The sequence below is a fragment of the Halobacillus karajensis genome (assembly GCF_900108515.1).
Classification (GTDB): Bacteria; Bacillota; Bacilli; order Bacillales; family Halobacillaceae; genus Halobacillus; species Halobacillus karajensis.
This window is the reverse complement of record NZ_FNWW01000004.1, coordinates 39,591-52,661: the sequence shown is the minus strand read 5'-3', so window position 1 is coordinate 52,661 and position 13,071 is coordinate 39,591. Positions and strand designations below refer to the sequence as shown.

Below are 13,071 nucleotides of genomic sequence, written 5' to 3'. Positions count from 1 at the left end.
ATATAGATCCATTTAGGACATAAAAGATTCTTCCACGGGCATACGGAAATCTTTTGCTTCCAAAGTCATTAAAGTTGACTTTTTAGGATTCGCACTTCCAATGACCCGGCATGCATGTTTTCGAATCGCCTCTTCAATCAAATTTCTTACATATCTCGCATTCGAAAAGTTCACCTTACGTCGGGAGCATACGGACAGTAAGTGTTGCATGAGTTTCCGTTCCGCCTCTTTCGTTAAACAATATTCCCGTTCTTCAATCATTCCAAAAGCAATTTGCGAAAGTTCTTTCGCTGAATAATCTTGGAAAGTCAACTGAATTGGAAATCTTGAGGCCAGGCCGGGGTTAATCATTAGAAAATCATCCATTTCATCTGGATAACCAGCAAGAATAATAATTAATTGATCATGATGATCTTCCATACATTTCACTAATGTATCAATAGCTTCCTTCCCAAAATCCTTCTCCCCGCCTCTGGCAAGCGAATAAGCTTCATCTATAAAAAGGACGCCGCCGAGTGCTTTGTGAATAAGCTCCTTCGTTTTTTGAGCCGTATGGCCAATGTATTCCCCTACAAGATCACTGCGATCTGCTTCGATAAAGTGACCTTTTTCTAATACATTCACTTCTCGGAACAGTGTAGCTACCATACGGGCTACCGTCGTTTTCCCCGTCCCTGGATTCCCTTTAAAAACCATATGCAATACTTGGCCGCTCCCTTTCAAACCTGCTTCCACCCTCTTCTGTGAGACGAGCACTTGAGCATATATTTCCTTTACACGTGACTTCAGATCATCCATACCAATAATGTTAGAAAAAAATTCGTCTATTTTTAGAAAGGGGGCAGCCGGCTGGTTACGCACAAGCCCTTTTTGTCTAGGTGCCGTTCTTTCTTTCGACTCATTCAACACTATATTGATGGTTCCGGGCTTCGCTGATTTAGCTTGGGGTTGCACATCAATCCCTCCTTATTCTCCTTCATCATACGCTCTATAGGGGTTGCCTGTGACAAACGCCTAAGAATTAGGATGTACAAATGACGGAGGGAGAGGACAATAAAGAAGCGGACACCCTCTTAAAGGCATCCGCTTCTCCCATTCATTTACACTATTCTTTATCCAGTGAAACATTTTTAACTGGTGCAAATGTAGAAATCGCATGTTTGAAGATTAACTGCTGTTTTCCTTCTGTCTCTAGGAGGACAGTGAAATTGTCAAAAGCCTTGACCACTCCTCTCAATTGAAAACCGTTGAGCAGAAAGACAGTCACCTGCATACGTTCTTTTCTTAATTGATTTAAATAGTTGTCCTGGATATTAACCGATTGGGCCATGGATCTTCCTCCTCTTTTCTATCTGTAATAATACGTTTCTACGCTTTAGTCTATCTTTCCTGCTAAATCGTCTAAAATTGTTTCAAATTTCTCCTTATAATTTTCCGGTGTCACCTCGTACCAGGTAACATCCAATTTATTTTTAAAATAGGTGTATTGACGTTTCGCATATCTCCTTGAATTCCGTTTCAACCGTTCAACTGCTTCCTCCAAATTACACGTGCCTTCAAGGTAAGGAATCAATTCTTTGTAACCAATGGCTTTCATGGATTGGGCATCCTTCAATCCCTCATGGTATAAATGCTGTACTTCCTCCAGTAAACCCTCTTCAACCATGTCATCCACTCTTCGATTGATCCGTTCGTACAATCGTTCTCGATCCATTTCCAACCCAATTAATACAGGCCGAAAAGGAGAGTCCTGGGACTGTTCCTGGTGATGGTCACTCATCACCTGTCCTGTCGTTTCATAAAGCTCTAATGCCCGGAGTACACGCCTTTCATTATTAGGATGAATCCGTGACGCCTGTTTAGGGTCAATTTCCCTAAGCCTCTTGTACATGAAATCTCTACCTTTTTCATCTAACTGATTTTCAAGCTTTTCCATAATAACAGGGTCCTTTTTCTGCTCAGAAAAATTGAAATTAAAGAGTGTCGCCTGTATGTATAAACCCGTACCCCCGACCAAAACTGGAAGCTTACCTCTTTTGTATATATCGCGAATTAACTTTTGTACCTTTTCTTGAAACTCAGCTACTGAAAAACTCTCATCTGGTTGTTTGATATCAATCATATGATGAGGGATTCCCTGCATTTCTTCCTTTGTCACCTTTGCTGTTCCAATGTCCATCGTGCGATAAATTTGCATAGAATCACCGCTGATTACTTCTCCATTAAAACGATGGGCAATTTCAATACCTAAATTCGATTTCCCTACTGCTGTAGGACCGACCACAGAGATTACTAAAGGTTTCATCATTCCACCTCCTCTACACATCTCCATTATACATGAATAGCTCTACAATCATACCTCACAGCACTAACTAACGCAATCCGTTACCACTACTAACGGATTGCGTTAGTTAAATTCAAAATATTCGTTAGTTTTACTATCGTATACCGTTAGTGTGTGTTATAGTATAGAAAAGGAGGCGTCTTAAAGTGGTCCATGATAGAATTCGTTCACTTAGAAAAGAGAGGCGTTTAACACAATCGATGTTAGCTGAAAAAGTCGGTGTGTCCGCACAAGTCGTATCGAATTGGGAACGTAGTTATACTTCACCGGATCTGAACGATCTTACGAAGATTGCTCACGCTCTTCATACCACTGCAGATTATCTTCTCGGTTTAAGTGATGAACGCGAAGATGAGATGCGTGAAATTAAGCAGCTCCTGGAAACGAAAGGCTATACCAAACCTGTATTCTTTGACAAAAAGGCTTGGTTCGGTATCCAACCGGATGATATTAAACAAATCGACAATTACTTTCGCTTTTTACTACAACAAAAAAATATATCTTAACCTCTCCCCTCCCCTACGGAAGGAATGCAATTATACCGGTTCATTATAAAAATATTATGTAAACAAATAGCACAAAAAAAGAGAGACTCCACATTCGGAGTCTCTCTTTTTTACATGACCCGTTTAATCACACGACTTCACAAACATACGTTCCCATTCATAACTGACAAATACCAATAAATCCCCTTCCAATACCTAAAACAATTTCGTCCATTTTCATACCCTTTTAGGTAATACGTGGTCAATTATGTGGTCACCGTCTTTTTGGTGGTCAGATCGATTTGACCTCCCATTTAGTCGTCTCTTCACATAGTAAGACTAACAGTAATTTATTAGGATAAAGCTCTAAAAAAACGTTTTCAAGGATGCAGTTAGACGGAAAACCAACTAATATGGACTAAAACTAGCGAAATTCTAATCCACATTCTTTGCAGTGTTCCACTCCTCATGTAGATCAAAGGATCTTAGAAAGATTACATCATGGCTTGTCTACTCTTTTTGTTTAGCCATCTTTCACCAACATGTAAAAATATAGCCAATAAAACACCTTAAGCTTATTTAACTGATCGCCCTCAGCTTTTTTAACACTCCTATGATTTTGAATTTGTATGAACAGCATCCCATTATTAAAAACCATAAAATGGGGAAAGTTATAATTGATATACAATTTGAATTTTAGGGAGGTATTAGACTTGAACAGTGAACAAGCCAAAATATCAGCTTCCGAATTAGGGAATTTGTGGCAGGCTTATGGAAAAAACAATGCTGCTAAGAGTCTTAGAGTATTTTCTTGAACTAAGTAATGATGAAGTAGTAAAATCAATATTTCAAAACCATTATAATAAGGAAACCCTTAATGTTAAGGCAATCAAAACCGTTTTTGAAAGGGAAGGTGCCGTGGTTCCTGAAGGATATACTGGAAAGGACGTAAACAAAGAAGCTCCCCGATTATATGACGGTGGTTTTGATTTGTTTTTTATACGTACGATGACTGAGGTTTTGATGGGCTTGTATACTTTGCACCTGGGGATGTCTTACCGAAAGGATATTCGCCAGTTATATAATAGGTTTATTGATGATTTACAAGATACCTCTAATCAGGTCACGGAATACCTTTTGGAACAGGGAATTTTGATCCACCCGCCAATTGTTCCTTTACCAAAAGAAGTTGAGTATGTTGATAAGACAAGCTATATGAGCGGTATGAACATTTTAAAGCCGAAACGGGTTCTTAATACGGTAGAAATTGGTTTACTGTATCAATCTCTAGAAATTAATGCAATTGGAACACAGTTGATGACAAGCTTTGCACAAGTTGCCGAGAATGATCAATCGAAGAAATACTTTGCTAGAGGAAAAGAACTTGCCAAGCAGGTCACCACAACCATGCAAGATATCTTATTGGAAAGTGATATTCATCCGCCCTCCATTTGGGCTGGGGAAATAACAGAATCAACGCTCTCACCTTTTTCTGATAAGTTAATGATGTATATTACCAATATGTTATCTGTCTTTAGTCTCAGTGGGAATACTTTCGGATCCGCATTCAGTATGCGGAATGACTTAACATTAAAATTGAATAAAATAATGAAAGATACATTTGACTTTGCTGAAGATGGAGGCAAGATCATGATTGAACATGGGTGGATGGAAGAACCCCCTCAAGCAGCAGACAGGAGAAAACTATCAAAAGAATAGATTAGTTAAAGGTATATAGGCAATGCATATACGCATTGTCTTTCTCTTTCTGTAGCATTAGGAAGATACCCCTAGGGAATTATAAGTGAATAAACATAACTTCTATTATTTGGATGGGTAGTATGAATAAATATAATAAATATGAAAGACTTTTTGGAGTATTGCATTTCCAGGTTTTGGACAAATTTTAAATGGTAAGTTCCTTAAAGGCTTCCTTTTAATTGCACTGGAATTTCTGGTGAATGTTCAATCCAACTTTAACAAAGTAATCCTTTTAAGTTTTCATGGGCAAATTGACAAAGCGATTGAACAAACGAATTATCAATGGTTAATGTTTTATCCATGTCTTTATATGTTTTCGGCATGGGATGCTTATAAAGATGCCGGGGGTGGAAAAAAACCTTTTTCATTTTTGCCATTTGTAATTTCTGCCTACTTCGTAACTGTTGGACTAATCTATTCTCCGGATTTGAGGGTCATGGGTGTATTATTGGGCCCCATATGGTTACCCATATTGTGCGTGGCGCCGGGGATAGGAATCGGGCTACTATTTAAAAAGCTTATAAATCAAACCCATTAACTCATTCCTTTACAGGTATGTTTCCTATCTGGAATAGTACATTAATATAAGTCCTCAAATATAACACCTTTTTGCGCGACACGGAAAATAGACCGAGTTGCACACGACAATTTTCATATGCTTTCCTAGACTAATGATTGGATTCACTCGCTTGATAGATTAATTACGTATGCTTCCTAAGGCGAAAACAATTCAATCTGATCATAACTATTCAATTCTTATACTGTGTTCTTTATTGGCGTTCGAGACTTTCTTCCTAACCCATTAACGATAATTACGCCGGAAATTGCAATAATTCCCCCAACAAGGGAAAGGGTACTGGGCCACTCATGAAGCCAAATCCATGCAATGAGGATCGCTATCGCTGGTTCCAAATACATCATACTAGTAACGGAACTAGCGTTACCTAACGAAAGAGCAGTTGCCCATGTGACATAAGCAATCGCCGCGGGGAAAATGCCGACATAAAGGGCTGATAGATTGGCTTCCATCGTTGCGGTTTGAACGGATTGAAAAAGTCCGGGAAAGAAACAAAAAAATGGTAACGTCCCCGCCCATGTAAAATAAGCCGTCAATTCAATCGGACGATAACGTTTTAAGAAAGGTTTTTGAAATACAAAAAATATTGATGTGGCGACAGCGGCCATTAATACTAGAAATGCTCCTCCGGAGATGTCTAAGGCTGGACCTGCGGATCCAAGGGTAATTAATATAATCCCCGTTAAACCAATCCCTAGACCTATCCACCCAAAAAAGCCCAGACGTTCTTTTAATACCATGACAGCAATTAATGCAGTAAAGACTGGAGCTGAACCAATCAGCATTCCTGCTGTTCCGGCTGAAATGGTTTGTTCACCAAACGTTACCCCTAGATGATAGATACTAATACCAATCCATCCAAGGATGAAGATATTGATTAGGTCTTCCTTTTTCGGTAACCGAAAGTGGACGCTTGGCCACAGAGCATAAAGGAGAAAAGCTCCTGACGCTATAAGATAACGTATAAGGACTAAATGTCCTGGAGTGTAGCCGCCATGTAAGCTGGCACGAATAGCAGCAAAAGTCGATCCCCATATCATAATTGTGATGAATGCCATAAAGAAAGCCTTTGAGTTCATTGGTTTCCCCTCCCAATCCTATTTTCTTATCTAGAAGATGAGCTTAGCCTACTATTTATTTAACATCTACCCAAACCATGCTTCCGACAACAGCTGAACGGCTTTCTGTATTTTTTTCTCAGACAAAGCCGCAAAGCCAAGTAGTACTGTTTTGTTATCATTCATCCCATAATCCGAAACAGGGTATACTTTTACACTGTATATTGCCGCCTGTGCAATGAGTCCATGCTCTGTCATGCCATTGTTGGCACGTACCAATATATGCAAGCCCGAGTCTTGACCAATGATTTCGGCGCATTCCGGAAAATATGTTGAAATCGCTGAAACAAGTGCATCTCTTTTCTTACGATAGACACCCCTCATTTTCTGGATATGTCTTTCCCAGTACCCCTCCTGTAAAAACCTCTGTAAAATTTCCTGATCAATTCGTGAAACAGTCTGCGCATAAAAGAAATAGTCTTTTTGGTACACTTGAGCAAGCGGTTTAGGCAGAACCATATAACTTATACGCAACGATGGCAGTAACGCTTTAGAAAATGTGCTCATATATATCACATTGTCATTTGAGTCCAACCCTTGCAATGCCGGAATTGGCTTCCCTCTATAGCGAAACTCACTGTCATAATCATCTTCAATTATATAACGTTCTTCCTTCTCTTCCGCCCAATTTAGCAGCTGCATTCGCCTTGAAATAGGCATAATCATCCCGCATGGAAATTGGTGGGAGGGTGTAACAATTGCCACATCCGCCTCGCTTTCCTCTAAATGTGAGATAAGCACCCCGTCTTCATCGAGCGGGACCATCTCTACATGCTTTGTTTCCTTTTCGAACGTAACCATTTTACGGTGATAACTAGGATCTTCCACAGCAAAAGTACTTCCTTGCAGCAGCTGAAATAAAATTTTCATTAAATATTGCGTCCCGGCTCCGACAATAATTTGACTTGGAGAACATCGCACACCACGGGATTCGTATATATATTCCGCAATGGTTTGTCGCAGCTCCCATTCACCTTGCGGGTGCCCCATCATTAACACAGCTTTATTATCGTTTTGTATTACTTCACTTGCTAACTTACGGTATAGTCCAAATGGAAATAAATCGGTATCCACCCCTGTATAAGCAAAATTATAGGTAAAATCATGGTCACCGTATAATCTTTCTTCTACGTACTGGACGCTTCTCTGTATCTCGTATAGGTTTTGTTCCATTTCACATACAAAGAACCCTTTGCGGGGGCGTGCTTCTATGTAACCTTCCGCAACAAGCTGTCCGTAAGCTGTTTCAATTGTATTCTGACTGATTTGCAGATGATGAGATAGCTTTCGCTTAGAAGGAAGCTTTGTCCCAGATGTTAAATTTCCCAATTCCATTTCTTGTTTAATATGGTGATATAACTGTTCATATAACGGTTCTCCACCATGAGGATTAAGCTTCGGTGTTAATTCCAACATATATTACTGACCCCATTACTTTTTATAAAACTGATACTTACAATAGCATCAGTTTTTAATTATAATACATCCATATTAACCAGTTCTTTTTGCTAAAATCAAGAAAGAATAACAAGGGGGACTCCATCATGAAAAAATCCCGTCGTATAGGTCTTATTATGATTATTAGTGGCGCAACGTTATGGGGACTGTCCGGTCCTATGATTCAATGGCTCTTTCATCATACTGAATTATCATCCATAAACTTTTTGGTCGTTCGATTGTTGTTAGCAGGTTTTTTTATCTTGAGTTACCTATTTTTCCGTAAGAAGAATGTTTTCGAGATTTGGAAGCACCCCCGTGATTGGATCCAACTTATTATTTTTGCAGTTTTTGGCATGCTGGGAGCTCAATATGCCTTCATTGAAGCCATCCACGTAAGCAATGCCGTCACTGCGATGCTGTTTCAATTCTTTGGACCCGTTTTGATCACCATTTACGTCGCCATTCAGATTAAAAGACTGCCATCTCTTACGCAATTCCTAGCTATCATTACAGCCTTAACGGGACTCTACTTTTTGATTACCAACGGATCAGTGGAGCATGTTGTGTTATCAAAAAAAGCCATCGTCTTTGGTGTTCTGACGATGCTTGGTTTTACTTTCTATACACTCCATCCTGCGTCTCTTATCAACCAGTGGGGGACCGTAGTCATTGTCGGCTGGGGTATGTTCATTGGAGGGATCGTATTATTTTTATCTCATCAAACATTTAGTGTTTACTCCCTAACCGAAACATTAACCATCAACACTTTCTCTATGATGATCCTAATTATTTTAACCGGAACTCTTTCATTTCTATTTTATATAGGAAGCTTAAAATACCTATCTCCAACAGAAACCAGCATTTTAGCTAGCATTGAACCTCTGGTGGCCGCAATCATTTCAGTGACCTGGTTAAACGAATCATTCGGAGCCTACCAACTGTTAGGAGGTATTTGCATTATTGTTGCTGTCATTTTCTTAACCATACCGAAGAAAGAGGATGAACTTTATGCAGCGACACAGAAAGTATCCTGAGGGGCGTCTGTCTCTTCATTTGTATAAGTAATAAAAAGACATAAAAAATTACAGTGGAGGAATAGACCGATGGAAAACAAATCCACATTGTTATTAATTAGTGCCGGGGCATCGTTATGAGGAATAGTCAGTGTATTTGTAACGTATCTCTATGAAATAGGCTTTACACCAACACAAGTTGTTACAATGCGTGTTCTATCCGCAACTTTATTTCTAATTGTTTATGCTCTGTTTAAGAATCGTCAGCTCCTAAAAATTAAAATATCAGATTGTAAATACTTTTTAGGGACAGGTATGCCTTAACTTTGCTAAATTATCGGATCTACATATTGGTGTTTTATAATAAGAATGCCCTTTGCTGAGAAGTCCTTGGTAATCAATATTAACAAAGAGGTAAAATAAACCAGAAGGTATGATGATCACCTCTTGAACTGACGCCAACCCTTCCATTATGATGTTCTACAATTTCTTTTGTTATCGCTAGCCCTAACCCTGTCCCTCCTGTTTCGCGGTTACGAGAGGAATCCACTCGATAAAATCGCTCAAATATTTTGTTCTGTTTTTCTGTCGGTATAGGTTGACCCGGACCCGCAACGGAAACCTTGTATTCGGACTCCTGTAATTTACCCTTGATCACAATTGGGCCAGAACCTTGGTAGTAACGAATGGCATTGTCGAGCAAATTACTGATAACCTGCTGGATCCCTTCATTATAGACATTCACCTTCCCATGATCTGCTTGAACATCTACTGAAACCCCTACTTTCTCTAGAGGCCATCGAAACATCTCTACGGACTGATCAATTAATAAAGCCATATCCACAGCTTCCTTTGCGGAAAAAGATTGGTGTGAGACATAATCCCATTCCTTTAATTGCTCCAGCTGTTCAAGCATGTTGGTAAGACGCTGGGATTCTTCATAAAGCGATTGGTACAGGTGTTGATCACCTTCAATCACACCATTTTTTAAAGCACCAAGGTATCCTTTTAAATTAGATAAGGGCGTACGGAATTCATGCGATAAGTCAGATACTAGCTTTTGTCGATGTTGGTGATTGTTTTGTAATTGCCTGACTAACCCATTAAAGTGTCCTATTAATTCCCCTGTTTCGTCCTTGGAGTTACTTTCAATAGGAGCTGGGTAATGGCCTCGTTTCATACTTTTAGTGGACTCAATCAACTCCCTTAACGGATGTATCAGTTTTTTTGTTAAGTAAAAATGGATCATACTACCAACAACAATCGCCGTAAGGCTGAAAACCCATAAGTAATGAAAGAGAGTTGAATTAAATTGGGCCTGTTTATCGACATTCATAAATGCCATTCCATCGACTAAAAAACAAGCCGTGTTATAAATAGCCCAACTACTAAGAACGATAAAAGCAGAAACAACAGCTATATTTAAAAGGGTTAGACGCCATAAAAATCGTTTTGGAAGCCATGATATTTTATTGAACAAACTTATACCCCATTCCTCGAACAGTACAAATACGTTTTGGTAATGCAGGATTATCCTCGATTTTTACCCGAAGCTTTTTAATGTGTGCATCAATGGTACGATCCAAAATCGTTTTATCAGCTAAGGGGTATAGTTGATGAATTAATGCTTCTCTCGAAAGAACCACATTTGGATTTTCCATAAAATGATAAAGAAGATTGAATTCATGTTTGGTCAAACTAAGTGGCTTATCGTAAAGTAGAGCTTCTCCTTTTCGCGGCTTTATGCATAGGCCTTCATAGACAATCTTTTGGCAAAACTGTCCCGTTCTCCGCAGAACTGCTTCAACGTGTGCGACAAGTTCTTCTGGATCAAACGGCTTTGTTAAATAATCATCCGCACCTAATTTTAATCCATTAATTTTATCATTTGTACGTGTTTTAGCAGAGACCATGATAATCGACACTTCATTTTGTTCCTGTTCCCGAACCCATTTACACAATGCTTCCCCACTCAGTTTAGGCAGCATTAAATCGAGAATTATTAAACATGGATGGTAAGTTAAAAAGACCTTCTTTGCTTCTTCCCCATCAGAAGCCTCTATTACCTCATAATCGGCTTTTTTTAAGTAAATACTAACAAGTTCACGGATTAATGGATCATCTTCTACAACTAATATGGTTTGTTTCATGGGATCACCTCCACCTTATTGTACTTAACAAGAGAGGATCATTTCATCTTTTTGAACTCTTGAACCATACGTTCGTAATTTAACGCACCCAGGGCTTTGTGTTGAATGATTCCATTTGAATCAATCATAAAAGAAGTTGGGATCGGGCGTATTTCATAATTCATAGCCACTTTGCTTTCATTATCTAATAATACAGGAAACGATAACCTATACTCATTCACAAAGTCTTTCACCTCCTGCAAATTGCCCTCTGTCTGAGTCAAATTAACAGCTAAAATTACCACGTCCTTATTTTGATAGAATTTTTCCATATCCGGCATTTCAGCTCGACATGGAGGGCACCAAGTAGCCCAAAAATTCACCATTACTCGTTTTCCGCGGTAATCTGATAATTTTACGTTCTCACCTTTTAACGTCTGAAGCTTGAAGTCGGGAGCGATATCACCTATGTTTAGGCCAACGGAAGCTTCTGTACCGGAAGTGTTGTTCACCTTATCATTAGAAAAGTCAGGTACCTCTTGTTCCATTTCTTCATTTGTATTTGGATTTGATATAGAATCCGCTTGAAAAGCAAGATCATACACTGCCCATCCAAACATTCCAATCATAACAGTGATAATTAACGTCTTTTTCATGTGTAAATCCCTCCTTTTATCCTAAGTTAGAGAACCAACTATCTTGTACCAGCCGCAATAAAAGGTTAGATAAGCGTGCCATTTGCCCTGTAAATAGAAGTACACCCATAACAATCATAACGGCTCCCCCTACTTTCATAATTTTTTGGCTATACCGTACAATCCATTTTGTGGATCCAAGGAAAAAGGTTAGTATCAAAAACGGAATCGAAAAACCGATGACATACATGATTGTGTACAAGGCTCCTTGTGTTGGGTTACTGGCAGCTACAACTAAAATTGATGCAAAGATCGGACCAATACAAGGTGTCCACCCTGCTGCAAAACCCATTCCAACGAAGATAGTCCCTAAATACCCAACTGGCTTTTTAGAAAAGTGGTAACGTTTTTCCTTCATAAACGATGTCACTTGGAGCCACCCTGCAACGAAAAGTCCCATAATGATAATAAAAAGACCAGCAATCCGTTGGAGGAATAATCCAGATTCACCTGATAACAGTCCTTGGATCCATTGTCCCAAAAAGGAGACACCTACACCCAGGCTAATAAAAATCATCGAAACACCAAGCAAGAAGAAAACAGCATGCAACAACAATTTGCTGCGTATCTTCCATTCATTTTGATGCTGAATTTCCTTCACACTCATCCCCGTAATGTAAGATAGGTACGCTGGGAAAATAGGCAAAGTACACGGGGAGAGGAAAGACAGAATACCCGCACCTAAGGCAAGCCATATCGTAATATCAGCTGCAGCATCCATTTATGTAACCTTCTTTCTATAAAAAAATAGTATTATACTACTAATAAAAGGAACGCTATAAAACCACTGGTCTAAGTCAAATTGAAAAACACTTGTCTGATAAAAAACGGATAGGAACCACTGCCCCAGACTCCATCCCCAAATACTGACAGACGTCAGTTGTGCAATTGTTATCTTGCCCTGAAGCAGGATCAGGACAATCAAGAGGGTAACCAATAACATTAGGTAGCCCCAATCCTCTACACCATACCCCCAGGTGATGTGAATAAATTCATTAACAAAGGAAGCAGATAGGAAAACGTACATAAATGATAGGAGTAGAACTAGAAACTCCTGATAGTGATCAATTAATTTGTACTCGGTATATATTAAAGTGAATAATAGCGCAATATAAAAGGCCTCTGAATTACTTGGATAGGCTAGTATCGCACGTGGATCACTTAAGAATGTAGAAAAGTTGATTATGATCTTTCCAATCCAAAGTGAAATGACAAATACAATAAGCAGGGAAATTAGTTCATTTAATCGTTGCTTTGTTTCTAACTTTGAAAAGGGACCAATGATTCGAAAAAAGAAAAAGCCTAGTATAAAGCTCCCCAAAAGTACTATGAAGGAGCTTTTAATAATCAGAGGACCTATCACCCAAGCTGTTGGCACTGTTGAACTCCCTCCTTTATAAATCAAATTATGTATATCATAAAACTGGAATGTGAAAGTTTCATGAAAATAAGTGTATTTAAAAAAAGTAATAATGATTGAGGTATAACCCGCGCGCAAAAAAAGCCCCA

13 protein-coding genes are annotated in these 13,071 nt (G+C 39.0%); 3 read left to right on the top strand and 10 right to left on the bottom strand.

The genetic code is table 11. The annotated features are described in order from the left end of the window. Positions 1-12 precede the first annotated feature (12 nt). From BLW54_RS09390 to miaA, 3 genes are all read right to left on the bottom strand, one after another. Complete coding sequence (locus tag BLW54_RS09390) at positions 13-954, bottom strand: AAA family ATPase (protein ID WP_074734251.1); 942 nt, start codon at positions 952-954, stop codon at positions 13-15. 151 nt (positions 955-1,105) lie between these two features. Beyond that, complete coding sequence (gene hfq / locus BLW54_RS09385; RefSeq protein WP_035505197.1) at positions 1,106-1,330, bottom strand: RNA chaperone Hfq; 225 nt, start codon at positions 1,328-1,330, stop codon at positions 1,106-1,108. A 45-nt stretch (positions 1,331-1,375) separates the two neighbouring features. Further along, positions 1,376-2,305, bottom strand: a complete 930-nt coding sequence (gene miaA, locus BLW54_RS09380; protein ID WP_035505199.1) for a tRNA (adenosine(37)-N6)-dimethylallyltransferase MiaA — start codon at positions 2,303-2,305, stop codon at positions 1,376-1,378. 185 nt (positions 2,306-2,490) lie between these two features. Between miaA and BLW54_RS09375 the strand changes: the two genes are divergently transcribed. Both BLW54_RS09375 and BLW54_RS09370 read left to right on the top strand, forming a co-directional pair. Beyond that, the gene (locus BLW54_RS09375; RefSeq protein WP_035505201.1) at positions 2,491-2,850 is read left to right on the top strand and encodes a helix-turn-helix domain-containing protein; all 360 of its coding nucleotides are present in this window, start codon (positions 2,491-2,493) and stop codon (positions 2,848-2,850) included. Between the two features lie 750 nt (positions 2,851-3,600). Continuing rightward, entirely contained in the window at positions 3,601-4,548 is a 948-nt protein-coding gene (locus BLW54_RS09370; RefSeq protein WP_083391501.1) for a DUF3231 family protein, read from the top strand. A 798-nt stretch (positions 4,549-5,346) separates the two neighbouring features. On the opposite strand, the gene BLW54_RS09360 is transcribed toward BLW54_RS09370, so the two are convergent. Both BLW54_RS09360 and pdxR read right to left on the bottom strand, forming a co-directional pair. Further along, positions 5,347-6,246 (bottom strand): DMT family transporter, encoded by a 900-nt coding sequence (locus BLW54_RS09360; RefSeq protein WP_074734246.1) that lies wholly within the window; start codon positions 6,244-6,246, stop codon positions 5,347-5,349. Positions 6,247-6,312: 66 nt separating this feature from the next. After that, positions 6,313-7,701, bottom strand: coding sequence for a MocR-like pyridoxine biosynthesis transcription factor PdxR (gene pdxR, locus BLW54_RS09355; RefSeq protein WP_074734244.1), 1,389 nt, complete (start codon positions 7,699-7,701; stop codon positions 6,313-6,315). A gap of 128 nt (positions 7,702-7,829) precedes the next feature. Between pdxR and BLW54_RS09350 the strand changes: the two genes are divergently transcribed. Then, positions 7,830-8,759, top strand: a complete 930-nt coding sequence (locus BLW54_RS09350) for a DMT family transporter (RefSeq protein ID WP_074734242.1) — start codon at positions 7,830-7,832, stop codon at positions 8,757-8,759. Between the two features lie 382 nt (positions 8,760-9,141). Here BLW54_RS09350 and BLW54_RS09345 read toward each other — a convergent pair whose 3' ends face one another. The 5 genes from BLW54_RS09345 to BLW54_RS09325 are packed head-to-tail and all read right to left on the bottom strand — an operon-like array spanning position 9,142 to position 12,940. Then, positions 9,142-10,218 (bottom strand): sensor histidine kinase, encoded by a 1,077-nt coding sequence (locus BLW54_RS09345; RefSeq protein WP_074734240.1) that lies wholly within the window; start codon positions 10,216-10,218, stop codon positions 9,142-9,144. Beyond that, positions 10,208-10,888, bottom strand: a complete 681-nt coding sequence (locus BLW54_RS09340) for a response regulator transcription factor (protein WP_074734238.1) — start codon at positions 10,886-10,888, stop codon at positions 10,208-10,210. Before BLW54_RS09340 ends, BLW54_RS09345 begins: the two co-directional genes overlap by 11 nt. Before the next feature lie 38 nt (positions 10,889-10,926). Then, entirely contained in the window at positions 10,927-11,523 is a 597-nt protein-coding gene (locus BLW54_RS09335; RefSeq protein WP_074734236.1) for a TlpA disulfide reductase family protein, read from the bottom strand. A 16-nt stretch (positions 11,524-11,539) separates the two neighbouring features. Beyond that, positions 11,540-12,283 (bottom strand): cytochrome c biogenesis CcdA family protein, encoded by a 744-nt coding sequence (locus BLW54_RS09330; protein ID WP_074734234.1) that lies wholly within the window; start codon positions 12,281-12,283, stop codon positions 11,540-11,542. Continuing rightward, positions 12,284-12,940, bottom strand: coding sequence for a hypothetical protein (locus tag BLW54_RS09325; RefSeq protein ID WP_074734231.1), 657 nt, complete (start codon positions 12,938-12,940; stop codon positions 12,284-12,286). Positions 12,941-13,071: the final 131 nt, after the last annotated feature.